Annotated in this window: 25 protein-coding genes; all 25 read left to right on the forward strand. The window is 36.3% G+C overall.

Going from position 1 to position 26,746, the window contains the following annotated elements; translation table 11 throughout:
- The first annotated feature begins 162 nt into the window (after positions 1 to 162).
- Positions 163 to 618, forward strand: a complete 456-nt coding sequence (locus EGX96_RS06180) for a CidA/LrgA family protein (protein ID WP_000683316.1) — start codon at positions 163 to 165, stop codon at positions 616 to 618.
- Position 619: 1 nt separating this feature from the next.
- A complete protein-coding gene (gene lrgB / locus EGX96_RS06185) occupies positions 620 to 1,348 on the forward strand; it encodes an antiholin-like protein LrgB (RefSeq protein WP_000421724.1) in 729 nt (242 codons plus the stop codon).
- Between the two features lie 242 nt (positions 1,349 to 1,590).
- Complete coding sequence (locus EGX96_RS06195) at positions 1,591 to 3,219, forward strand: ABC transporter substrate-binding protein (RefSeq protein ID WP_000170504.1); 1,629 nt, start codon at positions 1,591 to 1,593, stop codon at positions 3,217 to 3,219.
- Positions 3,220 to 3,331: 112 nt separating this feature from the next.
- Positions 3,332 to 4,309 carry an ABC transporter permease gene (locus EGX96_RS06200; protein WP_000680645.1) on the forward strand — a complete coding sequence of 326 codons (978 nt, stop codon included), beginning with the start codon at positions 3,332 to 3,334 and terminating at the stop codon, positions 4,307 to 4,309.
- The gene (locus tag EGX96_RS06205) at positions 4,306 to 5,127 is read left to right on the forward strand and encodes an ABC transporter permease (protein WP_000603397.1); all 822 of its coding nucleotides are present in this window, start codon (positions 4,306 to 4,308) and stop codon (positions 5,125 to 5,127) included. The genes EGX96_RS06200 and EGX96_RS06205 overlap by 4 nt, the downstream gene beginning before the upstream one ends.
- Before the next feature lie 11 nt (positions 5,128 to 5,138).
- The gene (locus EGX96_RS06210; protein WP_000140984.1) at positions 5,139 to 5,942 is read left to right on the forward strand and encodes an ATP-binding cassette domain-containing protein; all 804 of its coding nucleotides are present in this window, start codon (positions 5,139 to 5,141) and stop codon (positions 5,940 to 5,942) included.
- Positions 5,926 to 6,552, forward strand: coding sequence for an ABC transporter ATP-binding protein (locus EGX96_RS06215; protein ID WP_000171309.1), 627 nt, complete (start codon positions 5,926 to 5,928; stop codon positions 6,550 to 6,552). Before EGX96_RS06210 ends, EGX96_RS06215 begins: the two co-directional genes overlap by 17 nt.
- 282 nt (positions 6,553 to 6,834) lie before the next feature.
- A complete protein-coding gene (gene treP / locus EGX96_RS06220) occupies positions 6,835 to 8,865 on the forward strand; it encodes a PTS system trehalose-specific EIIBC component (protein WP_000434616.1) in 2,031 nt (676 codons plus the stop codon).
- Between the two features lie 221 nt (positions 8,866 to 9,086).
- Complete coding sequence (gene treC / locus EGX96_RS06225; protein ID WP_123957826.1) at positions 9,087 to 10,712, forward strand: alpha,alpha-phosphotrehalase; 1,626 nt, start codon at positions 9,087 to 9,089, stop codon at positions 10,710 to 10,712.
- Between the two features lie 215 nt (positions 10,713 to 10,927).
- Complete coding sequence (locus tag EGX96_RS06230) at positions 10,928 to 12,964, forward strand: BglG family transcription antiterminator (protein ID WP_000228183.1); 2,037 nt, start codon at positions 10,928 to 10,930, stop codon at positions 12,962 to 12,964.
- A gap of 2 nt (positions 12,965 to 12,966) precedes the next feature.
- On the forward strand, positions 12,967 to 13,251 hold the full coding sequence (locus EGX96_RS06235) for a PTS sugar transporter subunit IIB (RefSeq protein WP_000944235.1): 285 nt from the start codon (positions 12,967 to 12,969) through the stop codon (positions 13,249 to 13,251).
- Positions 13,252 to 13,263: 12 nt separating this feature from the next.
- Positions 13,264 to 14,619, forward strand: coding sequence for a PTS ascorbate transporter subunit IIC (locus EGX96_RS06240; protein ID WP_000677361.1), 1,356 nt, complete (start codon positions 13,264 to 13,266; stop codon positions 14,617 to 14,619).
- A 2-nt stretch (positions 14,620 to 14,621) separates the two neighbouring features.
- Complete coding sequence (locus EGX96_RS06245; RefSeq protein ID WP_000203489.1) at positions 14,622 to 15,479, forward strand: transketolase; 858 nt, start codon at positions 14,622 to 14,624, stop codon at positions 15,477 to 15,479.
- Positions 15,476 to 16,405, forward strand: coding sequence for a transketolase family protein (locus tag EGX96_RS06250; RefSeq protein ID WP_001203821.1), 930 nt, complete (start codon positions 15,476 to 15,478; stop codon positions 16,403 to 16,405). Before EGX96_RS06245 ends, EGX96_RS06250 begins: the two co-directional genes overlap by 4 nt.
- A 108-nt stretch (positions 16,406 to 16,513) precedes the next feature.
- Positions 16,514 to 17,773: a ferredoxin reductase family protein gene (locus EGX96_RS06255; protein WP_001203068.1), complete on the forward strand. Its 1,260-nt coding sequence runs from the start codon at positions 16,514 to 16,516 to the stop codon at positions 17,771 to 17,773.
- A gap of 87 nt (positions 17,774 to 17,860) precedes the next feature.
- Complete coding sequence (gene rpsO, locus EGX96_RS06260; RefSeq protein WP_001018249.1) at positions 17,861 to 18,130, forward strand: 30S ribosomal protein S15; 270 nt, start codon at positions 17,861 to 17,863, stop codon at positions 18,128 to 18,130.
- Between the two features lie 380 nt (positions 18,131 to 18,510).
- The gene (gene pnp, locus EGX96_RS06265; protein WP_000043850.1) at positions 18,511 to 20,640 is read left to right on the forward strand and encodes a polyribonucleotide nucleotidyltransferase; all 2,130 of its coding nucleotides are present in this window, start codon (positions 18,511 to 18,513) and stop codon (positions 20,638 to 20,640) included.
- Position 20,641: 1 nt separating this feature from the next.
- Positions 20,642 to 21,394, forward strand: a complete 753-nt coding sequence (locus EGX96_RS06270) for an SseB family protein (RefSeq protein ID WP_000204782.1) — start codon at positions 20,642 to 20,644, stop codon at positions 21,392 to 21,394.
- 8 nt (positions 21,395 to 21,402) lie between these two features.
- Complete coding sequence (cysE, locus tag EGX96_RS06275) at positions 21,403 to 21,987, forward strand: serine O-acetyltransferase (RefSeq protein WP_000539954.1); 585 nt, start codon at positions 21,403 to 21,405, stop codon at positions 21,985 to 21,987.
- 9 nt (positions 21,988 to 21,996) lie between these two features.
- Positions 21,997 to 22,179, forward strand: a complete 183-nt coding sequence (locus tag EGX96_RS06280) for a lipoprotein (protein ID WP_000656476.1) — start codon at positions 21,997 to 21,999, stop codon at positions 22,177 to 22,179.
- The gene (gene cysS, locus EGX96_RS06285; protein WP_000591131.1) at positions 22,176 to 23,519 is read left to right on the forward strand and encodes a cysteine--tRNA ligase; all 1,344 of its coding nucleotides are present in this window, start codon (positions 22,176 to 22,178) and stop codon (positions 23,517 to 23,519) included. The genes EGX96_RS06280 and cysS overlap by 4 nt, the downstream gene beginning before the upstream one ends.
- Complete coding sequence (locus EGX96_RS06290; protein ID WP_000568029.1) at positions 23,512 to 23,898, forward strand: Mini-ribonuclease 3; 387 nt, start codon at positions 23,512 to 23,514, stop codon at positions 23,896 to 23,898. The genes cysS and EGX96_RS06290 overlap by 8 nt, the downstream gene beginning before the upstream one ends.
- Positions 23,899 to 24,000: 102 nt before the next feature.
- The gene (gene rlmB, locus EGX96_RS06295; RefSeq protein WP_000178026.1) at positions 24,001 to 24,756 is read left to right on the forward strand and encodes a 23S rRNA (guanosine(2251)-2'-O)-methyltransferase RlmB; all 756 of its coding nucleotides are present in this window, start codon (positions 24,001 to 24,003) and stop codon (positions 24,754 to 24,756) included.
- On the forward strand, positions 24,753 to 25,271 hold the full coding sequence (locus EGX96_RS06300; RefSeq protein ID WP_000716636.1) for an NYN domain-containing protein: 519 nt from the start codon (positions 24,753 to 24,755) through the stop codon (positions 25,269 to 25,271). Before rlmB ends, EGX96_RS06300 begins: the two co-directional genes overlap by 4 nt.
- 92 nt (positions 25,272 to 25,363) lie before the next feature.
- Positions 25,364 to 26,224 (forward strand): DegV family protein, encoded by an 861-nt coding sequence (locus EGX96_RS06305; protein ID WP_000143135.1) that lies wholly within the window; start codon positions 25,364 to 25,366, stop codon positions 26,222 to 26,224.
- The last annotated feature ends 522 nt before the right edge of the window (positions 26,225 to 26,746 follow it).

Here is a 26,746-nt window from a genome sequence, read left to right on the forward strand (position 1 = left end):
TTTGCGAACTTCCCTTTGTTGTTTAGAAGCTTGAATTTGCAATTCGGCTTCTTTTTTTGGTAACTGAGACTAAAAATGAAAACGTTTTATTTGTTTTGAAGTACAATATAGCTATCAATAAAACAAGTTAAAACATTGTAATAAAAGGAAGGGGTAGTGACTATGAAACACACCAGTAAAGAAACCAAAACAAAAGAAGCTCCAATGTTTATTCAAATGTCAATATATGCAGCTATTCTATTAGTTTCACAAATGATTTCAATGTTATTACCGAAATCACTACCAATCCCAACGACGGTTATTGGTTTGGTGCTAATGTATGTATTGCTAACTGCTAAAATTATCAAGGTAGAGTGGGTTGACTCTTTTGGGGCTTTGATGATAAGCATGATTGGTTTTATGTTTGTCCCCTCAGGAATATCAGTAGCAGCGAATCTTGATATCCTAAAAGCTGAAGGCTTGCAACTAGTTGCTGTTATTACAATCTCAACTGTTGTTATGTTGGTAGTGGTAGCATATGTTGCACGATTAATACTTGCTATCAGAGAACTCAGTGTCACAGATTTATTTAAAAAGATATTACCTAACCACTATAGTAAGAAAGTAGAGGAAAAATAATATGGAACTCTTAAAAACACCCATCTTTGGTATTTGCTTTTCTTTAATACTCTATACGATAGGAGAACATTTATTTAAGAAGAGTAAAGGTTTCTTCCTTTTGCAGCCTCTTTTCTTTGCAATGGTTAGTGGTATTGTCATTCTTTGGCTTATGTCAAAAGGTTTAGGAACCGATGTTAAGACATTTTATACACAAGCTTATAAACCAGGTGGTGATTTAATATTTTGGTTTTTAAATCCAGCGACAATTGCTTTTGCAGTTCCTCTCTATAAGAAAAATGACGTTGTTAAAAAATATTGGGTAGAAATTCTCAGCAGTTTAGTAATCGGTATGATTGTTTCCCTTATACTTATCGTCGCTATTTCTAAAATGGTTGGGCTTAGTCAAGTCGGAATTGCTTCAATGTTGCCACAAGCAGCAACAACAGCAATTGCTCTTCCAATAACAGCAGCAATTGGAGGGAACACAGCTGTGACAGCAATGGCGTGTATCTTAAATGCAGTTATTATTTATGCATTAGGTAAAAAATTAGTGTCATTTTTCCATTTGAATGATAGTAAGATTGGTGCAGGATTAGGTCTAGGGACCTCTGGTCATACAGTCGGAGCAGCCTTTGCATTGGAATTGGGAGAACTGCAAGGTGCGATGGCAGCTATAGCTGTGGTGGTTATCGGTTTGGTAGTTGATTTGGTTATTCCTATCTTTAGTCATTTGATTGGTTTGCTATAACTAATAGCGTGGTTAAGGCTGAATTTATTCAGCCTTTTTATGATGTCTATTAAAATACATTGGATTAACATGGTTTATGAGCTAGTGTCTAGAATTGTGTTTTACCTAACTTTAAGTTATTAATGATAAAATAACAAATTTTCTAATTAACCAGTTAAGTAATTGTTCTCCTACTTTTTTCTTGTTATAATGAAAAAAGTTGTCAAAAATATTATTTATCAATTAAAAAAGGAGGTTTAATAGTGACTAAATATTTGAAGTACATCTCTTTTGTTGCTTTGTTTCTGGCGAGTATCTTTTTAGTAGCTTGTCAAAATCAAAATTCACAAACCAAGGAGCGAACGCGAAAACAACGACCCAAAGATGAATTGGTTGTTTCTATGGGGGCAAAGCTTCCTCATGAATTCGATCCAAAGGACCGTTATGGAATCCATAATGAAGGTAATATTACTCATAGCACCCTATTGAAACGTTCTCCTGAACTAGATATAAAAGGAGAGCTTGCTAAAAAATATAAAATCTCTAAGGATGGCTTAACGTGGTCGTTCGACTTAAATGATGATTTTAAATTCTCCAATGGTGAGCCTGTTACTGCTGACGATGTTAAGTTTACTTATGATATGTTGAAAGCAGATGGAAAAGCTTGGGATTTGACCTTTATTAAGAATGTTGAAGTAGTTGGGAAAAACCAGGTAAATATTCATTTGACTGAGGCGCATTCGACATTTACAGCACAGTTGACAGAAATCCCAATCGTCCCTAAAAAACATTACAATGATAAGTATAAGAGCAATCCTATCGGTTCAGGACCTTACATGGTGAAAGAATATAAGGCTGGAGAACAAGCAATCTTCGTTCGAAATCCCTATTGGCACGGTAAAAAGCCTTATTTTAAAAAGTGGACTTGGGTATTACTTGATGAAAATACAGCACTAGCTGCTTTAGAATCTGGTGATGTTGACATGATTTACGCAACGCCAGAGCTTGCTAGCAAGAAAGTCAAAGGAACACGTCTTCTAGATATTGCTTCAAACGACGTTCGCGGACTGTCATTGCCTTATGTGAAGAAAGGTGTTGTGAAAAATTCACCAGACGGTTATCCAGTAGGAAATGATGTCACTAGTGATCCAGCAATCAGAAAAGCCTTGACTATTGGTTTAAATAGACAAAAAGTTCTGGATACTGTTTTAAATGGTTATGGTAAACCAGCTTATTCAATTATTGATAGAACACCATTCTGGAATCCAAAAACAGCAATTAAAGATAATAAAGTAGCTAAAGCTAAGCAACTTTTGACAAAAGCTGGATGGAAAGAACAAGCAGACGGTAGCCGTAAAAAAGGAAATCTTAAAGCGGAATTTGACCTTTACTACCCTACTAATGATCAATTACGAGCAAACTTAGCCGTTGAAGTAGCGGAGCAAGCTAAAGCCTTAGGTATTACTATTAAACTCAAGGCTAGTAACTGGGATGAAATGGCAACTAAGTCACATGATTCAGCCTTACTTTATGCGGGAGGACGTCATCATGCGCAGCAATTTTATGAATCACATTACCCAAGTTTAGCTGGTAAAGGTTGGACCAATATTACTTTTTATAACAATCCTACTGTGACTAAGTACCTTGACAAAGCAATGACATCTCCTGACCTTGATAAAGCTAACAAATATTGGAAGTTAGCTCAGTGGGATGGCAAAACAGGTGCTTCCACTCTTGGAGATTTACCAAATGTATGGTTGGTGAGTCTTAACCATACTTATATTGGTGATAAACGTATCAATGTAGGTAAACAAGGTGTCCATAGTCATGGTCATGATTGGTCATTATTGACTAACATTGCTGAATGGACTTGGGATGAATCTGCTAAGTAACTAATTTAGTTAATGTAGGCTACTTTAAGTTTGGAGTCAGAGAAAACAATGTACACCTTATGGTGTGAATGGTTTCCTCGACTCCTTTTTTAACAATTAAGGAGATTTATCTGTGAAACATATTACCACTGTAGTTATCTGGAAGATACTTAGGTGTTTGTCACTCGTTTTTGGAGTATCAATTTTGACCTTTATTTTACTAAAACAATCACCGGTTGATCCAGTCATGGCAAGTGTCAATTATGACACGTCACTAACCCCTGTTCAGTACAAAGCGATTGCTCACCACTATGGTTTGGATAAGCCAGCTCCGGTCCAGTATTTTATTTGGTTAAAAAATTTTATACAGGGACATTTAGGGACTTCACTAGTTTATCGGCAACCTGTTATTGATATTATTAGATCACGGGCAGGTGCCTCTTTCATACTTATGGGACTCTCCTGGGTCTTATCGGGTCTTATTGGATTTATCTTAGGAACTTTATCAGCTTTCCATCAAGGGAAATTGCTTGATCGAATTGTAAGGTGGTTTTCTTACCTTCAGATATCAGTACCAACTTTTTGGATTGGGCTCATTTTTTTATTAATCTTTTCTGTCCAGCTGGGGTGGTTCCCGATTGGTATTTCTTCCCCGATAGGTACTTTGAGTCAAGATATTACGTTAGCTGATCGTATTAAGCACCTTATTTTACCTGTTTTCACGCTAAGTATTCTAGGCATTGCCAATGTAACTCTTCATACTAGAACTAAAATGATGTCGGTACTTTCTAGTGAATATGTCTTATTTGCCAGAGCGCGTGGGGAAACGGAATGGCAAATTTTTAAAAATCATTGTCTTAGAAATGCTATCGTACCAGCTATTACACTGCATTTTTCCTATTTTGGAGAATTGTTTGGAGGATCCGTTCTTGCTGAGCAAGTTTTCTCATATCCAGGACTAGGGTCTACCCTAACTGAAGCAGGACTTAAAAGTGATACACCGCTACTTCTAGCTATTGTGATGATAGGGACATTATTTGTTTTTGCGGGCAATCTTATTGCGGATATTTTAAACAGCATAATCAATCCACAGTTAAGGAGAAAAGTATGATATTGAGACGTCGAACTATTGTTTTATGGCAACTGGGTATCGCCATTTCTCTCATTCTTAGTATTCTAGCCTTAAATCTTTATTTCCATAGTACTCCCTTGCAAACCAATGCAGCTTTACGGAACCTTGCTCCTTCATTAAACCATCTTTTTGGGACAGATGGTTTAGGTAGGGATATGTTTGTCAGAACGATTAAAGGACTTTATTTCTCTCTACAAGTCGGCTTATTAGGTGCCCTTATGGGGGTCATTCTGGCGACAGTTTTTGGAGTGCTTGCAGGTTTAGGAAATAGCATTATTGATAAAATAATAGCATGGTTAGTTGATTTGTTTATTGGTATGCCTCATTTGATTTTTATGATTCTCATTTCTTTTGTTGTTGGGAAAGGTGCTCAAGGGGTCATCATTGCAACGGCTGTTACACATTGGCCTTCTTTAGCAAGGCTTATCCGCAATGAAGTCTATCATCTAAAGAATAAAGAATTTGTCCAACTTTCTAAAAGTATGGGAAAAACGCCTTATTATATTGTGAGGCATCATATCCTGCCTTTGATTGCTTCTCAAATTTTCATTGGTTTTATCCTCTTATTTCCACATGTCATCCTACATGAAGCATCAATGACTTTCTTAGGATTTGGGCTCTCTGCCGAACAACCTTCGGTTGGTATCATTCTGTCAGAGGCAGCTAAGCATATCTCTCTTGGAAATTGGTGGTTGGTTATCTTTCCAGGACTTTATCTTATTTTGGTTGTCAATGCATTTGATACTATCGGAGAATCTTTAAAGAAACTCTTTTACCCTCAAACTGATCATTTTTAGGAGGTAGAGATATGACAGAAACATTATTAAGCATTAAAGACCTCTCCATCACCTTCACTCAATACGGAAGATTTTTAAAACCATTTCAATCAACACCGATACAAGCGCTGAATTTAGAAATTAAAAAAGGTGAGTTATTAGCTATTATAGGTGCTAGTGGTTCAGGGAAGAGTTTATTAGCACATGCTATTATGGATATTCTTCCTAAAAATGCATCTGTAACAGGAGATATGATTTATCGTGGTCAATCACTAAATTCTAAACGCATTAAACAGTTGCGAGGAAAAGATATTACGTTGATTCCACAATCAGTTAATTATTTAGATCCATCTACGAAAGTCAAACATCAGGTGCGCTTAGGTATCTCAGAAAATTCAAAGGCTACTCAAGAAGGATTGTTTCAACAGTTTGGTTTAAAAGAAAGTGATGGTGACTTGTATCCTTTCCAACTTTCTGGCGGAATGCTCCGACGTGTTTTGTTTACAACGTGTATTAGTGATAAGGTTTCTTTGATTATTGCGGATGAGCCCACCCCTGGATTACATCCAGATGCTCTGCAAATGGTTTTAGACCAACTACGCTCCTTTGCAGATAAAGGAATAAGCGTTATATTTATCACTCATGATATTGTAGCAGCTAGTCAAATTGCTGATCGTATTACTATTTTTAAAGAGGGAAAAGCTATTGAAACAGCTCCAGCTAGTTTCTTTAGCGGAAATGGAGAGCAGTTACAAACAGAATTTGCTAGAAGTTTATGGCGCTCTCTCCCACAGCAAGAATTTTTGAAAGGAGTTACTCATGACCTTAGAGGCTAAAAAGCTTGGCTTTTATCATAAAAAAGATCAATGGCTTTTTAAGGAGATTAATTTAGAGGTAGCACCTGGTCAAGTTTTAGGTATATTTGGACAAAGTGGTTGTGGAAAAACTAGTTTATCCAGGGTGCTTGCAGGTTTTTTACATCCTAAATCTGGTGAAGTATTAGTTGATGGCAGTAATTTGCCTAGCAAAGCATTTAGACCTGTACAACTTATTCAACAACATCCTGAAAAAACGATGAATCCTTTATGGCCTATGAAAAAAAGTTTGGAAGAAGCCTATTACCCAAGTCGAGATTTACTAGATGCTTTTGGAATTCAAGAAAAATGGCTAAATCGTCGACCTAGTGAACTCTCGGGAGGAGAATTACAACGCTTTTCGATTGTGCGTTCATTACATCCAGAGACTAAATACCTTATTGCAGATGAAATGACTACTATGTTGGATAGCATTACACAAGCTAGTGTATGGAAAAGCCTGTTGGAGATTGTAAAGGATAGAAATTTAGGTCTCATCGTTATTAGTCATGATTTCGCTATGTTAGAGAAACTTTGTAACCAATGCTATATGATTGAAGAGAATCGTATCGTATCTTTCAATGGAGATTAAAAAACTCACCTACTATATCAATTAGTAGGTGTTTTTTATTAAGAGAGTATTGAGGGTGACTGATCTACTCATGACTCTAACATTTTGGTAACGTTGGTGAGAAATTCTAATGTTTTGGGTATTATTGACTAATTTATTTTATAATTTATAGATTTTTTAAAAAGATAAGCTAAGGATTTGCATAGGGATATGTAATCGTTTACAATTATGTTGTAAGCTAGTCTTATTTAAGTTTCTGCCTTGGAGTCACAGACTCTCCGTTAAATAGATAAGGATAAACAGATGGAACAATTTAAACATGATGCCAAAGCCTTGTTAGAGGCAATTGGGGGTAAAGAAAATATTAGTGCAGTGACACATTGTGCTACACGCATGCGATTTGTTTTGAATGACAGTAGTAAAGCTAAGGTAAAGGTAATTGAGGAGTTACCATCAGTCAAGGGTACCTTTACCAATGCTGGGCAATTTCAAGTCATTATTGGTAATGATGTCCCTATTTTTTATAATGCTTTTGTAGCCGTTTCTGGTATTGAGGGTGTGTCTAAAGAGGCGGCAAAATCGGCTGCCCAAAAAAATCAAAACCCTTTACAGCGTGTGTTGACAATGCTGGCTGAAATATTTACACCGATTATTCCAGCCATTATTGTTGGTGGTCTGATCCTTGGTTTTCGTAATATTTTAGATGCCGTTCCATTTGAATTTTTAGGTCAAAAAGTTGTTGATGGTGTCAGGCAAGTAGACTCTTCTGGGCATCCAATTTGGAATACTCTAGTAGATGTTTCAACGTTTTGGAGCGGAGTAGACTCTTTTTTATGGTTACCAGGTGAAGCTATATTTCATTTCTTACCAGTTGGTATTGTATGGTCTGTGACTCGTAAGATGGGGACTACTCAAATCCTCGGTATTGTTCTAGGTATCTGTCTAGTGTCGCCACAATTACTTAATGCTTATTCTGTAGCTAGTACTTCAGCAGCAGACATTGCTAAAAATTGGTCTTGGAATTTTGGTTACTTTACAGTACAAAAAATTGGTTATCAAGCTCAAGTTATTCCAGCTCTGTTAGCTGGTTTGAGCCTGTCTTACTTAGAAATCTTCTGGAGAAAACATATTCCTGAAGTTGTTTCAATGATTTTTGTGCCATTTCTATCCTTAGTTCCAGCTATTATCTTGGCTCATACTGTCCTTGGACCTATTGGTTGGACACTAGGTAAATGGATTTCTGCTATCGTTCTTATTGGATTGACTGGTCCTGTAAAATGGCTCTTTGGTGCTATTTTTGGTGCCCTGTATGCCCCATTTGTTATTACTGGTTTGCACCACATGACAAATGCTATCGATACTCAACTCATAGCAGATACAAAAACACATACAACTGGCCTTTGGCCGATGATTGCTCTTTCAAATATTGCTCAGGGTTCAGCTGTACTAGCTTATTATTTTATGCATCGTCATGATGAAAAAGAGGCTCAAATATCACTTCCAGCTGCTATCTCAGCCTACCTTGGTGTTACAGAGCCGGCGCTTTTTGGTGTAAACGTTAAATACATTTATCCATTTGTTGCTGGTATGATTGGTTCAAGTGTGGCAGGTCTTTTGGCGACAACTTTTAATGTCCAAGCTAACTCTATTGGTGTAGGCGGTCTTCCAGGCTTCCTGTCAATTAACGTTAAATATATGGGATATTTCTTTATCTGTATGGCAGTGGCTATCTTTATTCCTTTATTTTTGACACTATTCTTTAAAAAATCAGGTATTTTGACAAAAACTGAAGAGGAAAAATTAGTACCTGATGCTGTCATTGCTTCAACAACAGAAACAAAATCAGCAAAAGAAAAAGCTGTCGTATCAGGTACAAAGCTTAGTGTAGTAAGCCCTTTATCAGGTTTAGCTAAACCACTGGATCAAGCTAGTGATCCTGTCTTTTCACAAGGAATTATGGGGAAGGGAGTGGTTATCGATCCAAGTGATGGAGAACTAGTTTCACCGGTCGATGCGACAGTTTCAGTTCTTTTCCCTACGAAACATGCTATTGGATTGTTAACATCAGAGGGGGTTGAGTTTCTTATTCATATTGGTATGGATACTGTTAATTTAGAAGGAAAAGGGTTTACCTCTCATGTTGCTCAAGGTGACACTGTAAAAGTAGGAGATAAACTCATTACTTTCGATATTCCAATGATAAAAGAAGAAGGATACATTGTGGAAACTCCTATTCTGATTACTAATCAACAAGAATTCCGACCAGAAGAATTGATAGATTTACCCAAACAGATAAAACGTGGACAAGCATTAATGGTTGCCAAGAAAATTTAAAAGTAATTAGGTATTCTTTTTAAAAAAGAGCACTCTTATAAAATGAGAGGTAATTTGAGGAATTGTTTGAGGGGCTTAATACATTAGCTCCTTGAATTATTTTGAACATAAGAAAAAACTCATAGGAACAAATATCACTGTAAAAATGTTATATTTTTGATGATAGTTGATGTTATAGTTAGACTGCTAAATACAGCAGCATTTTGGGAAAGGAGTAGAATATGACGATTGATAAACGTAAAGTTGTCTATCAAATTTATCCAAAATCATACAAAGACACAACTGGTAATGGGGTTGGTGATCTTCGTGGTATTATCGAAAAATTACCCTATTTAGCAGAACTTAGTATTGATATGGTTTGGCTCAACCCATTTTATCCAAGTCCACAACGAGATAATGGATATGATATCTCTGATTATACAGCTATTAACCCTGATTTTGGAACGATGGACGATTTTGAAGAAATGATTGAGGTGGGACGTCAATACCGTATAGATTTTATGCTTGATATGGTGCTTAATCATTGTTCAATAGAACATGAGTGGTTTAAAAAAGCACTTGCAGGAGATCGCTACTATCAAGATTTCTTTATCTTACGTGATAATCCAACAGATTGGGTATCTAAATTTGGTGGAAATGCTTGGGCACCATTTGGTGATACAGGGAAGTATTATCTTCATCTTTTTGATATCACTCAAGCTGACCTTAATTGGCGCAATGCCGATGTTCGCAAGGAACTTTTTAAAGTTGTCAATTTTTGGCGTGATAAAGGGGTTAAAGGTTTTCGATTTGATGTGATTAATTTAATTGGGAAAGATGAGATACTTGAGAACTGCCCAATTAATGATGGAAAACCAGCTTATACTGATCGTCCAATAACACATGATTATCTCAAGATGTTGAATAATGCTAGTTTTGGACAAGATGATTCCTTCATGACAGTTGGTGAAATGTCTTCAACGACAATTGCAAATTGCATTCTTTACACTGCACCAGAACGTGAAGAGTTATCCATGGCTTTTAATTTTCACCACCTCAAAGTAGATTATAAAGATGGGCAAAAGTGGACCATTATGGCTTTTGATTTTCCTGCATTACGTGACCTTTTCCATAGTTGGGGCGAAGGGATGAGCGAAGGAAATGGTTGGAATGCTTTATTCTATAATAATCATGACCAACCGCGAGCATTAAATCGTTTTGTAGACGTGAAACGTTTTCGAAATGAAGGAGCAACCATGTTAGCAGCATCTATCCACTTATCGCGTGGTACTCCTTATATATATATGGGTGAAGAAATCGGAATGCTTGATCCCGATTACAGTTCTATGGATGATTATGTGGATATTGAGAGTTTGAATGCCTACCAAATAATGCTTGATGAAGGCAAGTCACAAGAAGAGGCATTTAGCATTATTCGAGCGAAATCTCGAGACAATTCTCGAGTACCAATGCAATGGGATGATAGTACGAATGCAGGTTTTTCTGAAGGCGCTCCATGGTTGAAAGTAGGAAAATCATATAAAGAAATCAATGTCGCAAAGGAGAAAACAGGGCTGATATTTACTTTCTATCAAGAGTTGATAAGGCTACGTAAACAACTGCCAATAATAGCTGACGGGAATTATAAAGCAGCTTTCAAAGATAATGAAAAAGTATATGCTTTTGAACGCCATCTTGATAAGGAAAAACTTCTTGTTTTAAATAATTTCTTTGCTGAGAAAGTTAAGATAAAATTACCGGAGAATTATCTCCAAGGACAAGTTCTTCTATCAAATTATAAGGATGTTACTCTTGATGAAACGGTTACTTTGCAACCTTATCAAACTTTAGCTATCTTAGTGTCATAACATTTTAAAAACCTTTACTTATTCAATTAAGTAAAGGTTTTTAAAGTGCTGCTTGTGGAAAGGAATCTTGCTCTAGATTTTGCAATTTCTTTCTTTTTTCTTTACTCTATAACAATAGCCCAAATTCATTCAATTGATAGTAGTGCCAGATTGGGCTCAAATGACCTAGAAAAATGTAAACGGTTACTATAAAATAAAAATAGAAAGGAAAACAAATGGTTGATAATAAGACTGTTGTGATAATGTTGGTATTTTTAGCTCGGAAAAATCTTTCCTTGTATGAGTTAACAGTGCAAACAAAGTTTTCAATAAAAGTTATCATAGAGCAAATTAACTATCTCAATAGTTTTTTAGCAAAAAATCACCTACCAGCTATTGCTCACTCTGCTGGACGTTATCAGTTATTAGGAGATGAAAAAGAGCATGATAAAATTGTCTCCTTATTAGAAGCTGAGCAATTTTACCTAACCCAGGAAGAAAGGGTATGTCTGATTTACCTTTATAGCTTTTGCCGAAGAGAGTTTGTCTCCAATGTGCATTATCAAGATTTTTTGAAAGTAAGTAAGAATACTACTTTATCAGATATCAAGATGCTACGTTCTAAATTAGCAAAAAGAGGTATCTCACTCACTTATACAAGAGCAAAGGGATATAGTCTAGTAGGAGATGAGATGGATAAGCATCAAGTTGCTTTTCAGATGATAACTCAACTACTAGAATCTCCCATTGGTTTTTGGTCTTTGAATTATATCTTGTCTTCTTGGAAATTCGCTCTCTCATATGAGAAGTTAGAAAAGACGGTAGAATATTTCTATGAATCTTTTCAACTTTCTCCAATACAAGATAGGCTTGAGAAATCTTTATATTTTATCATTTTAATACTGTGTCGTTATCAAAGGTCAGTAGATCGTGTTTTGCAGGGTTCTCCTATTGTTTCTGAACAATTAAAAGAGTTAACGACTATTATTGTGACTAATTTAAGTCAGGATATTTCCTTATCTAAACCATTAGATCAGAAAGAAAAAGATTATATTACCTTGATCTTATCTGGCTGTTTTGAAGGTGAGGGAACTAAAGATGATGATTTCTTTGAAGCATTGGCAAAAGCAATCGTTGATGAGATGGAAACTGTTTCACTTCTTAATTTTTCCAATAAAGAAGAGTTATTACAAGGTCTGAAGCGTCATATTATTCCAGCTTATTTCCGATTGAAATATGGTTTAACTGGCGATAGTGGTTATACACAAAATATTAAAGAGCATTACAGTGATTTATTTCTATTGGTTAAAAAGGCACTACGTCCTTTGGAAGAGCAAGTAGGATTAATACCCGATAGTGAAATTTCTTACTTCGTGATTCACTTTGGAGGCTATCTTAGACAATCAGGTGGTACACAATCAATGTCTTATAAAGCTTTGATACTCTGTCCAAACGGCGTTAGTTCATCCTTAGTGATTAAGGAAAAATTGCGTGGATTATTTCCTCAAATTCATTTTCATCGTGTCTCTAAAATTGAGCAGCTGAAACTGATTGACAATCAAACTTACGATATGGTCTTTTCTACTATATTTGTAGAAACAAAAAAACCTAATTATCTAGTTTCGCTGATGATGACAGCAGAGCAAGTACAACAGCTCAAAGAACTGGTTATTTCAGATTTTCCCAAGGCTTGCCTTGACGATTTCCAACTTGATCAATTAATAGCAACTATAAAAAAATACGCTCATGTTCATTGTGAAGAGGAATTAAAATTGGCTTTGAGGACAATGGTAAAACAAGATATACTTAGAAAGGATGTGAGGCCCTTGTTGCACCAACTTATAACAGAGGAAACTTATCAGACAAGTTCTGAACAAATGAATTGGAAAGAGGCAATTCGTTTAGCGGCAAAACCCTTGTTAGCTTCTGGAAAAATTACGGAAAGTTACCCAGAAGCTATGATTGAAAAAGTCGAAGAGTTTGGTCCTTTTATCAATCTTGGTAAAGGTATTGCTATTCCACATGCCAGACCAGAAGATGGGGTAAACTCTGTCGGTATGTCAATGCTTGTTTTGGAACAGCCTATTTATTTATTGGATGACCCCAAACAGGAAATTTATCTCTTATTATGCATAGCAGCTATTGATAATGAAACGCATTTGAAAGCTCTATCGCATTTGACAACAATACTTCGTGATAATAATAATGTTAAAGCTTTGTTAGCTTCACGTAGGTATCAAGATATTGAAATGATTATAAAACAGGAGGATTAAAGATGTTAAGAATTGGAACAGCATGTGGATCAGGTTTAGGTTCAAGTTTTATGGTACAAATGAATATTGAGTCTATTTTGAAGGATTTGGGGGTTTCTGATGTTGAAGTTGAACATTATGATTTAGGTGGAGCAGATCCAAGTGCAGCAGATGTTTGGATTGTTGGTCGTGATTTGGAGGATTCAGCTGGTCACCTGGGGGATGTTCGTATTTTAAACAGTATCATTGATATGGATGAATTGAGAGAATTAGTGACAGGTATTTGCCAAGAAAAAGGCTTAATCTAGGAGGTTGATGCCATGAAAGGTCTATTGGATTTTTTAGTTAATATTGCCAGCACGCCAGCTATTTTAGTCGCCTTGATAGCCATTATCGGTTCAGTACTGCAGAAAAAAGGCGTTCCTGATATTGTAAAAGGTGGAATAAAAACATTTGTTGGCTTCTTAGTGGTTTCTGGAGGTACAGGGATAGTCCAAAATTCCTTGAATCCATTTGGAAAAATGTTTGAACATGCTTTTCATTTGGTGGGGGTAGTTCCTAATAATGAAGCCATTGTAGCAGTAGCTCTTACGAAGTATGGCTCAGCAACTGCTTTGATTATGTTAGCGGGAATGATTTTTAATATTTTAATTGCTCGTTTTACAAAATTTAAATATATTTTTCTGACAGGACATCATACATTGTATATGGCTTGTATGATTGCTGTTATTTTTGCCGTAGCAGGCTTTACTTCGTTCTCGCTCATCCTTTTTGGAGGTCTAGCGTTAGGGATTATTATGAGCGTATCTCCTGCATTTGTGCAAAAATACATGATTCAACTGACAGGTAATGATAAGGTGGCACTTGGGCACTTTGGTTCTTTAGGCTATTGGTTGAGTGGATTTATTGGTGGAATTGTTGGAGATAAATCAAAATCAACAGAAGATATTAAATTTCCAAAGAGTTTATCATTTTTACGTGACAGTACCGTAAGTATTACTATCTCAATGGCAATTATTTACCTTATCGTTGCAGTGTTTGCTGGTGAGGCTTATATTGCAAAAGAAATAAGTAACGGTGTCAATGGTCTTGTTTATGCCCTCCAACTAGCTGGGCAATTTGCGGCAGGTGTATTCGTTATTTTAGCAGGTGTACGCCTTATCCTAGGTGAAATTGTACCAGCCTTTAAGGGAATCTCAGAAAAATTGGTTCCAAATTCAAAACCAGCCTTGGATTGTCCAATTGTTTACCCTTATGCACCTAATGCAGTATTGATTGGTTTTATCTCAAGTTTTGTTGGTGGATTGGTTAGTATGATAGTCATGATTGTGACTGGCACTACTGTCATTTTACCAGGGGTCGTTCCTCATTTCTTCTGTGGGGCAACGGCAGGTGTTATCGGTAATGCTTCTGGTGGTGTGAGAGGAGCGACTATTGGTGCATTTGTTCAAGGTATCCTCATCAGTTTCTTGCCGATTTTCTTGATGCCTGTACTAGGTGGACTTGGTTTCAAAGGGTCAACATTCTCAGATGCTGATTTTGGTTTGACCGGTATCATTCTTGGCGCTCTTAATCATGTCGGCGGTGCGATAGCTATTGTTATTGGTATTGTAGTTATCTTAATTGGACTTTTTGGCATTTCATTTGTTGGAAAATCAACCCATAAGGAAGGTTAATAATGACATCACCAGAAGAAAGATATTCATCTCTAAGACGATTTGCAACGGAGATTCGTTTAAATACTCTAGAAACGCTAAACCATTTAGGATTCGGTCACTATGGGGGTAGTTTATCAATTGTTGAGGCTTTGGCTGTTCTGTATGGTGATATTATGGATATAAATCCTGAAAAATTCAAAGAAAGTGATCGGGATTATATGGTCTTATCAAAAGGACATGCTGGTCCAGCCTTGTATAGTACACTCTATTTAAAAGGTTTTTTTGATAAAACATTCCTTCATTCGCTCAATACAAACGGTACCAAACTACCTTCGCATCCTGACCGCAATTTAACTCCTGGTATAGATGTAACGACAGGCTCGTTAGGTCAAGGCATTAGTATTGCAACGGGAATTGCTTATGCTCAAAAGATTGAGAATTCAAGCTATTATACTTATACTATTGTAGGTGATGGTGAATTAAATGAAGGACAATGTTGGGAGGCTATACAATTTGCTGCGCATCATCAACTGCACCATTTAATTGTTTTTGTAGATGATAATAAAAAACAATTAGATGGTTTGACAGCTGATATTTGTAATCCTGGAGACTTTGTTGCTAAATTTGAAGCTTTTGGATTTGATGCAGTACGTGTAAAAGGAGATGACATTGAGGCAATTGACAAAGCTATTAAAACTTTTCAAGATTCAAATAGTGTCAGACCAAAATGTATTGTTTTAGATAGCATCAAGGGACAAGGTGTGAAAGAGTTGGAGGAGTTAGCTTCTAATCATCATTTACGACCAGATTTACAACAAAAAACAATGTTAGAGCGAGCGTTGATAAGCTTGAGAGAAAGTTTGGAGGTGGTAGAATGAGATGTTCAACCAAAGAAATGAGGCTTGTCTATCGTGATTTCCTCCTTCAAGCTAATCAAGAAAATAAACAAATTACCGTTTTAGAAGCCGATTTGTCGAGTTCAATGTCAACAAATGCACTGGCATCAGAATTTGGAAAACGTTATATTAATCTAGGTATTATGGAGGCTGAGATGGTAGGCCTTGCAGCAGGGCTCGCCATTAAAGGTTACAAGCCATACCTTCATACTTTTGGTCCTTTCGCGTCAAGGCGTGTCTTTGATCAAGTATTCTTATCGTTAGGTTACTCACAATTATCAGCTACGATTATTGGCTCAGATGCAGGAATTAGCGCAGAAATGAATGGCGGAACTCATATGCCTTTTGAAGAGTTAGGTCTACTAAGGTTAATTCCCAAAGCGACTATTTTTGAGGTTAGTGATGATATTCAGTTTGAAGCAATTTTAAAACAAACATTAAGTATTGATGGCCTAAAATACATTAGAACTATTCGTAAGGCCCCCACTGCAGTTTATGAGGGACGCGAAGATTTTTCAAAGGGTTTTATACAATTACGCCAGGGAAAAGATATTACTCTTGTAGCAAGTGGTATTATGGTTTCTAGAGCGATAGAAGCAGCCGACTACCTCAAAGAACTAGGGATTGAGGCCTCAGTTATCGACCTTTTTAAAATTAAGCCCCTTCCAGAAGAACTGAAACCATTACTGATAGATCAATCCATTGTAACTATTGAGAATCATAACCGTATTGGCGGTATCGGAAGTGCATTATGCGAATGGCTTAGTATGGAGAAAGACACTACTGTTAGTCGTATGGGTATTGATGAGCGATTTGGTCAGGTAGGTCAGATGGAATATTTATTAGAGGAGTATGGACTCGCTGTTAAAGATATAGTACAGCATTGCAAATCAATTTATAAATCATAACAAAAAGGCAACATTGGAGTTGCCTTTTTGTTATTTTCTGAAATTTTTAAGTTTTGTATAAGTATCTTGTGGTATTTTATCCTTACTAAAAATAAAGGGGTGGTCGTTATGCGAGCTTGGAAAGGTATTGTTTTAATTTTATCTAGCATAGTGGTGACACTAGTAGCATGGCAAAATGCAGGATTAAGTGAATTTGTTGTACCAGGATTAGCTTTGACAAGTTTATCGCTAACATTCCTCTTATCAACCAAATTTAGGATACTTGAAAGTTACTTTCAAGGTATTGAAAATATGTATTTTTACCACAAGGTAATGGCTGTATTTTCAATGATTTTGCTTCTATTGCACAAAATTGGTCTTGGACAAGGCGGACATGGAAGTGAGTTTGCAAAGACTATTGGCAGTGCGGGATTATATCTTTTTCTAAGTATTGTTTTTGTAGCTTATTTCGGAAATTTTTTAAAGTATGAAATTTGGCGTTTTATTCATCGCTTTGTTTATTTAGCTTATATTTTGGGATTGGTACATACTTTTATGATTTTAGGAGATAGGATACTAGGAAATACTTTACTCAGTTTAATCGTATTAGGTTATGCTGTCATTGGGGTTATATCTGGATTTTATATTATTTTCCTATATTCTAGAATGCGTTTTCGTCGTGTAGGGTACGTTCAAAAGGTTACTCATCTTAACCATGATACAACTGAGATTGAAATAGCAATGAAGCGTCCTTATCGATATGACTATGGACAATTTACTTTTTTTAAAATTTATCAAGCTGGCTTTGAATCAGCAGCTCATCCTTTCTCGATATCAGGTGGTCATGATAGAGTGATATTTTTAACTGTTAAAGCTTCAGGAGATTATACGAAATCCATTTACAAACAGCTAAAAGTTGGGACAAAAATAGCCTTAGATAGAGCTTATGGTCATATGTTATTTGATAAAGACAAGAAAGAACAGGTTTGGATTGCAGGAGGTATCGGCATCACTCCCTTCATTTCATTTATTAGAGAAAATAGTATTTTGACTAAGAGAGTTGACTTCTTTTATACCTTTTCAAATCAAGACAATTTGATTTATCAAGATATGTTAGAATCCTATGCTAAAGCCAATCCTAATTTTAAACTTCACTTAAATAATAGTAGCCTCAAAGGAAGACTTGATTTTAGTCAGTCTGTTTTTGAAGGACAACCAACAATATTTATGTGTGGGCCAACTAGTATGACATCTACTTATGCTAAGGTCTTTCGGCAAAAAGATGCAAAGTCTCGTTTAGTCTATGAAGGATTTTCCTTTAGAGACAGTTGGTTATCCATATTTCTATTAAAAACTTTTGACAAAGTTTATTCTAATTTGATAAAATAAGAGGGTCTATAAGACAAACCAACTTTTTCTTGGTTTTAGGAGTGCCAATCCTAAGACTCGGATGAAGCAATAAAAGGAGAATATATTATGGCAATCTCAAAAGAGAAAAAAAATGAAATCATTGCTCAATATGCACGTCACGAAGGTGATACAGGATCAGTTGAAGTTCAAGTAGCAGTTCTTACTTGGGAAATCAACCACCTTAACGACCACATCAAACAACACAAAAAAGACCACGCTACTTACCGTGGATTGATGAAAAAAATTGGTCACCGTCGTAACTTATTAGCATACCTACGTCGTACAGATGTTAACCGTTACCGTGAATTGATTCAATCACTTGGACTTCGTCGTTAATAGACAACAGAGTCAAGTAAAAACACTAGAAAATTTTCTAGTGTTTTTTGTTTTAAACGCACTATGAACGTAAGTACTTTGAGGAGGCCAGCAGTAAGAAAGTGTTTTAACCTATGAAGAGGGTTATTAAGCAAGCTAAGATTAACCCTAGAAATTTATTTTAATCATTGTAACAAGGTCTGATTGCTAGTATTAATAATCAGACTTTTTACGTTTACATTAATGAATGATAATACAGCTTCCTCCACGGATTTTCGCTACTCAATTTTATAGAATTATGTTAGAATAAAGCTTATACGTGGTTTTATGCAAAGTTGAGTTTAGAACAGCTAGATTGAACTTTGTAGGAAACGCGTAAACAAAAAAATATGGAGAATAATATGTCAAAACAAGTCTTTGAAATGATTTTTGCTGGAAAAAAATTAGTTGTTGAAACTGGCCAAGTGGCTAAACAAGCAAATGGATCAGTTGTCGTTCGTTATGGAGATTCTACTGTACTCACAGCAGCAGTTATGTCTAAGAAAATGTCAACAGGTGATTTTTTCCCACTTCAAGTCAATTACGAAGAAAAAATGTATGCTGCTGGGAAATTTCCGGGTGGCTTTAACAAACGTGAAGGGCGTCCAAGTACGGATGCTACCTTAACAGCACGTCTTATTGATAGACCAATCCGTCCGATGTTTGCTGAGGGATTTCGTAACGAAGTACAGGTCATCAATACTGTTCTTTCATTTGATGAAAATGCTAGCGCACCAATGGCTGCTATGTTTGGTTCATCATTAGCATTATCGATTTCCGATATTCCTTTCAATGGGCCAATTGCTGGAGTTCAAGTTGCTTATGTTGATGGTAATTTTATTATTAATCCGACAGCACAAGAACAAGAGGCTTCTGCGTTAGAATTAACGGTTGCAGGTACTAAAGAAGCGATTAACATGGTTGAATCTGGAGCGAAAGAACTTTCAGAAGAAATCATGCTAGAGGCTCTTCTTAAAGGACATGAGGCTGTCTGTGAATTAATCGCCTTTCAAGAAGAGATTGTTACTGCTATTGGTAAAGAAAAAGCCGAGGTAGAACTTCTTCAAGTTGATCCAGAACTTCAAGCAGAAATTATTGCTACTCATAACATAGCTTTACAGGCTGCAGTACAAGTTGAAGAGAAAAAGGCTAGAGAAGCAGCTACAGAAGCAGTTAAAGAAGTAGTTATAGGTGAATATGAGGCACGTTACGCTGAACATGAAGAATATGATCGCATTATGCGTGATGTTGCTGAAATTTTAGAACAAATGGAACATGCAGAAGTTCGTCGCCTCATTACAGAAGATAAGATTCGTCCTGATGGACGTCGTGTGGATGAGATTCGTCCATTAGACGCAGAGATTGATTTTTTACCACAAGTTCATGGATCAGGTCTCTTTACACGAGGACAAACCCAAGCATTATCAGTATTAACGTTAGCACCTATGGGTGAAGCACAAATCATTGATGGGCTAACACCAGAGTATAAGAAACGCTTTATGCACCACTATAACTTCCCACAATATTCAGTTGGTGAGACGGGACGTTATGGAGCTGCAGGGCGTCGTGAAATTGGTCACGGTGCTTTAGGAGAGCGTGCATTAGAACAAGTCCTTCCAAGCTTGGAGGAGTTTCCGTATGCTATCCGACTAGTTGCAGAAGTTTTAGAATCAAACGGTTCATCATCTCAGGCTTCTATATGTGCTGGAACGCTTGCTCTTATGGCAGGTGGTGTGCCTATAAAAGCTCCAGTTGCTGGTATTGCCATGGGGCTCATATCAGATGGAACAAACTATACAGTCCTCACTGATATTCAAGGATTAGAAGACCATTTTGGCGATATGGACTTTAAAGTTGCGGGTACACGTGAAGGGATTACAGCACTTCAAATGGATATTAAAATTGAAGGTATTACCCCTCAAATTTTGGAAGAAGCTCTTGCGCAAGCTAAAAAAGCACGCTTTGAAATTCTTGATGTCCTTCATGGAGCTATCGCAGAGCCACGTCCACAATTAGCACCAACGGCACCTAAGATTGATATGATAAAAATCGATGTTGATAAGATTAAAGTTGTCATCGGTAAAGGTGGCGAAACTATCGATAAAATCATCGCTGAAACAGGTGTTAAGATTGATATTGATGAAGAAGGAAATGTATCTATCTTCTCTAGTGATCAGGCTGCTATTGATCGTACGAAAGACATTATTGCAAGTTTAGTACGTGAAGCAAAAGTGGGAGAAGTTTACCATGCTAAAGTAGTTCGTATCGAGAAATTCGGTGCCTTTGTCAACCTCTTTGATAAAACAGATGCATTGGTACATATTTCAGAAATTGCATGGACACGTACAGCAAATGTAGCTGATGTTCTTGAAATTGGTGAAGAAGTTGATGTGAAAGTCATCAAAATTGATGATAAAGGGCGAGTTGATGCTTCTATGAAAGCATTGTTACCACGTCCTCCAAAAGCTGACAATCCTAAAAAGGAATCTTAATATGACAAGTACAAACGAGTTAGACATTAGATTGCGTGCTTTTATCAATGCACCGGATAATTTTTTAGATAGTATAGGTCTTGTGAATGCCTTGCACCACTCTACGGTTTGGGCAAGCAAGGAACCCTATGCTATTCAAGTAGATGGTCAAGAAGTTGTTCCTGTTTTTACGGATATTACTGACCTTAATCATTTCAAAGAGGAGCAAGAAAGTGCTCGAGATATGTTTTGGGAGAGTCGTCGTAGTTTAGACGTTCTTGATGAAGCTATTTCACATGGCTTAGCAGGATTGGTCTATAATTTAAAAAAAGAAGGCGATTTTGGGAACTCGACTATTTTCTACTGTGAAGATATGGTGCAATTTATGAATAATTACACCACAATCTTAAATCAGTTGTTAAATGAAGATAACATTGTTGCCGATATCATGGATAAAACCTACTTGGTACCTGCCTTTGTCCATCCACGTGAAGAAGGTAGTTTTGACCGTCTTTTCCCTACAATGTCTACCCCCGAAGGAAAAAGTTATGTTCCAGTATTCTCAAACCTTTTAAGTTTTGAAAAATGGTATAACCATAATGATTTTGGTGGTGCTTTTAGGAAAGCACAAGGAGTAATTTTAGCCTGGACGATTGACGATATTTATAAACCGCGTAATGGAGAAAATGAGATTGATGATACCTTTGGAGTAGCCATCAATCCATTTGATGAACAACAAGTTTTAGTTGATTGGTCTGATGTAGAAAACGATTGAGGATAACTATGGGGTGGTGGAAAGAAAGTATAGCTATTGTCAAAGAACAAGATCCAGCTGCTCGTAGTTCTCTAGAAGTTATTTTAACTTATCCAGGAATAAAAGCTCTTGCAGCTCATAGGCTATCTCATTTTTTATGGAATCATAATTTTAAATTGTTAGCACGTATGCACAGTCAATTTTGGCGTTTCTGGACACAAATTGAAATTCATCCCGGAGCGACGATTTCGGAAGGGGTTTTTATTGACCACGGTTCAGGATTGGTCATTGGAGAAACTGCCATTGTAGAGAAAGGTGCTATGCTATACCATGGGGTTACATTGGGTGGCACAGGTAAAGACAAAGGCAAACGACACCCAACCATACGTAAAGGAGCGCTAATTTCAGCACATTCTCAAATCATTGGTCCAATTGAGGTTGGAGAAAATGCTAAAGTCGGTGCTGCAGCAGTTGTCCTTGCAGATGTGCCAGCAGACGTAACAGTAGTTGGTGTTCCAGCTAAAGTTGTCCGTGTCCATGGTCAAAAGGATGATCTTCAAATCCGAAGTATTGAACATGATCGAGAAGAAAGTTATTATTCGTCCAAACTTTAGGAGGTATTTGTGAAGGATTATGTAACAACTCAAATATTATCAATCTTAGGTATACTAGCAGCAGCTTGTTTAAGCTATTTAAAGTTTGCACAAGGTAACCCTCTCTTAGGAATTATTTGGGCTGCTTTTGTTTTAATGTATGTTGTTCGTTTGTATAAAGCTTATCAAAAACAGAAAAAGGAAAAACCATGATAAAAATTTACGACACTATGACTCGCAGTTTACAAGATTTTATACCTCTCAATGAAGGTAAAGTCAACATGTACGTCTGTGGGCCAACAGTTTATAACTATATACACATCGGGAATGCCCGCAGTGTAGTAGCTTTTGATACTATTCGTCGTTATTTTGAGTATTGTGGTTACCAAGTCAATTATATTTCTAACTTTACTGATGTTGATGATAAAATTATAAAAGGTGCAGCTGAAGCAGGTATGGATACAAAATCCTTTTCAGATAAGTTTATTTCAGCATTTATGGAAGATGTTGCTGCATTAGGTGTCAAACCTGCTACAAAAAATCCTCGAGTTATTGACTATATGGATGAGATTATTGATTTTGTTAAAGTTTTAGTTGATAAGGAATTTGCCTATGAAGCTAATGGAGATGTTTATTTTAGAGTAAGTAAATCACATCATTATGCAAAATTAGCCAATAAAACTTTGGAAGATTTAGAGATTGGTGCAAGTGGTCGTGTTGATGGTGAAGGAGAGATTAAAGAGAATCCTTTAGATTTTGCACTTTGGAAATCAGCTAAATCTGGGGAAGTCTCATGGGAAAGTCCTTGGGGGAAAGGGCGCCCAGGGTGGCATATTGAATGTTCTGTTATGGCAACTGAGATCCTTGGTGATACTATTGATATCCATGGTGGAGGAGCTGATTTAGAATTTCCACATCACACGAATGAGATTGCACAATCTGAAGCTAAAACAGGTAAGACCTTTGCAAATTACTGGATGCATAATGGTTTTGTTAACGTTGATAACGAGAAAATGTCTAAATCTCTTGGTAACTTTATTACTGTTCACGATATGTTGAAGAGCGTTGACGGACAAGTAATACGTTTTTTCTTAGCGACACAACAGTATCGTAAACCCGTGAATTTCACTGAAAAGGCCGTTCATGATGCGGAAGTTAACCTTAAATATTTAAAAAATACTTTCAACTTACCAATCCAAGAGAATGCTAATGATGAAGAATTAGAGCAATTTGTGAAAGCATTTCAAGGAGCGATGGATGATGATTTTAATACAGCAAACGGTATTACTGTTATCTTTGAAATGGCAAAATGGATTAATTCAGGACACTATACTTCAAGAGTTAAGGAAACCTTTGCTGAATTATTAGAAATTTTTGGTATTGTATTCCAAGAGGAAGTTCTTGATGCTGATATTGAATCTTTAATAGAACAACGTCAAGAAGCACGAGCTAATCGTGATTTTGCAACTGCTGATCGTATTAGAGATGAATTAGCAAAACAAGGAATTAAATTGTTAGATACTAAGGATGGCGTGAGGTGGACTCGTGATTGATGTTCGTTTGATTAATGGTATTGCTTTAGCTTTTGAAGGAGATGCAGTTTATTCTTTGTATATCCGACGCCATTTAATTATGCAGGGTTTTACCAAACCTAATCAGTTACATCGGAAAGCAACCCAATATGTTTCTGCTAATGCCCAAGCATTGTTAATTAATGCCATGTTAGAAGAAAATATTTTAACTGATGAAGAGCAGTTAATTTATAAACGAGGACGTAATGCGAATAGTCATACAAAAGCTAAAAATGCTGATATTATTACCTATCGTATGTCTACAGGTTTTGAGGCTCTTATGGGGTACTTGGATATGACTGGTCAGATAAAGCGCTTGGAAACTCTAATACAGTGGTGTATTGAAACCATTGAAAAATAAACAAAAAGAGAGGCTATATCCTCTCTTTTTTATAGAGACATTAGGATTTGTTGGTAAAATATTGCTATAAAAAGCTTTATGCTATAGCATTCATGATATAATATGACTATGAAAGATAAACAATTTAAAGAAGAATCAAGTGACCTTGTCTATGGCTTACATGCTGTGACAGAGAGTTTAAGAGCTAATACTGGTAATAAATTATACTTGCAAGATGACTTAAGAGGAAAGAACGTTGATAAAGTCAAAGCACTAGCGACTGAAAAAAAAGTATCCATTTCCTGGACTCCTAAAAAAACCTTATCAGACATGACAAATGGTGGAGTTCACCAAGGATTCGTTCTAAAAGTTTCGGAATTTGCCTATGCGGATTTATCAGAGATAATGACAAAGGCAGAGAATGAAGAAAATCCTCTCATTTTAATCCTTGATGGTCTGACCGACCCTCACAACCTAGGTTCTATTCTACGCACAGCTGATGCAACCAATGTAACAGGTATTATCATCCCCAAACATCGTTCTGTTGGAGTGACCCCAGTGGTTTCAAAGACATCTACAGGAGCTGTTGAACATGTTCCTATTGCAAGGGTAACTAATCTCAGTCAAACTTTGGATACTTTAAAAGATAAGGAGTTCTGGATATTTGGCACTGATATGAATGGGACACCATCGCATAAGTGGAATACCAAAGGTAAATTAGCCCTAGTTATTGGTAATGAAGGAAAAGGTATTTCTCATAATATCAAAAAGCAAGTAGATGAAATGATTACAATTCCCATGAATGGTCATGTTCAGAGTTTAAATGCCAGTGTCGCAGCCGCTATTTTGATGTATGAAGTATTTAGAAACCGCCTATGAAAAAACATTCTATCTTACTCGTTGATGGCTACAATATGATTGCTTTTTGGAAAGATACTCGACAGCTTTTTAAAAGCAATCGTTTAGAAGAGGCAAGGGAAGTATTACTTAGAAAGCTAAATCATTACGCACATTTCGAACACATTGATATTATTTGTGTATTTGATGCACAGTATGTTCCTGGTGTACGTCAACGTTATGACCAATACAAAATATCCGTTATCTTTACTGAGGAGGACGAAACTGCGGATAGCTATATTGAACGAGCAGCGGCAGAACTTAATCAATCTGTGTTAAATTTAGTCTCCGTTGCTACCAGTGATTTAAATGAACAATGGACTATATTTTCTCAGGGTGCTTTACGTGTCTCGGCTAGAGAATTGGAACAGCGTGTAGCGACAGTAAAATCAGATTTGGATAAGATGTCCAGTCAAATCGATTTGAGTACGCCAAAGTTAAGGCCGTGGAATGATGAACAACTAGGAAAACTCAAGGATTTTTTAGATGGTATGTAAAACCTAACACTTTATTAGCCAGCCAACAATTTTTTTGATATAATATTGGAACTACTTTGATTATCAAATAAAAATAATAGATTGAGGTAACAATGACTTTTAAAATACTAACGGATTCGACATCGGATTTAGATGAAAAGTGGGCTCAAGAGCACAATGTCGATATTATAGGTTTAACCATTGAACTTGATGGAAAGACTTATGAGACAGTCGGAGACGAAAAAATTACTAGTGACTTCTTGTTGGAGCGTATGCAAGAGGGAGCAAAGCCTACAACAAGCCAAATTAACGTTGGTCAGTTTGAAGAAGTTTTTTCAACCTATGCAGAAAATGACCATGCCTTGTTATATTTAGCGCTATCTTCACATTTATCAGGCACTTACCAGAGTGCAACTATTGCGCGTGAGATGGTCTTAGACAAATATCCTGATGCTCAAATTGAGATTGTGGATACGATGGCAGCTTCATGTGGTGAGGGTGTCTTAGCGATGTTAGCAACTAAAGAGCGACAAGAAGGTAAATCTTTAGAAGAAGTGAAACAAAAAATTGAATCACTTCTCCCTAAATTAAACACATACTTTTTAGTTGACGATCTCAACCATTTAATGCGTAGTGGTCGCTTATCAAAAGGTGCAGCTATCATTGGAAGTGTTGCTAAGATTAAACCATTACTTAAGTTAGATAGTGAGGGTAAATTAGTACCATTTGCCAAGACAAGGGGCCGTAAAAAAGGTATTAAAGAGATTGTGACTCAGGCAACAAAAACACTATCTTATAGCACTTTAATTATTGCTTATAGTGGAGAGAAAGATTCAGCTCAAGTTATGAAAGAACAGTTATTAGCAGATGAGCGTATTGAAGAAGTTATTATTCGTCCATTAGGGCCAGTTATTTCAGCTCATGTGGGCTCAGGTGCTTTAGCTCTATTCTCTTTAGGGGAAGAAAACCGATAACAAATCAAAGGGCATAACAGTACGTTATGTTCTTTTAGTATACATTTTATAAAATGTATTTTATATGATGCTATGAAACTATAAAATAGTAGGAGACCTATTATAAAAAATAAAATAAGAACTATCCTCAATATGATAAACGACAACAACAATTGGTTTTACAAAGTTATCAAAAATGTTTTTAGACGATGGTTTTTATCTTATGGCTTGAAAGTGTTTTTGGAAAGCTAATAAGGGGAGTGTGTTACCTGATTTTATAATAATATTAACTTTATTTAGTGGTATTTCTATTTTGTTACGACTTCTAATCTAAAAAGCGTCTCTCCGTTTGTTGATGAAAGTTTTTGGAAAATGTTTTTGTTGCTGGCGCATTTGCCCTCATAGGAATAACTATTTTATTGATGCTTTTACTAGGAAGGTTGATATTGCTACTTATTTTTCAAGGGGAGATGATGCAATTTTAGCAGTTATAGGAATATCATTGATAGCTATGGGAATTTCAGTGTACTACCATAAGTATAA

The organism is Streptococcus sp. FDAARGOS_520, from assembly GCF_003812685.1.
GTDB classification, from domain to species: Bacteria; Bacillota; Bacilli; order Lactobacillales; family Streptococcaceae; genus Streptococcus; species Streptococcus agalactiae.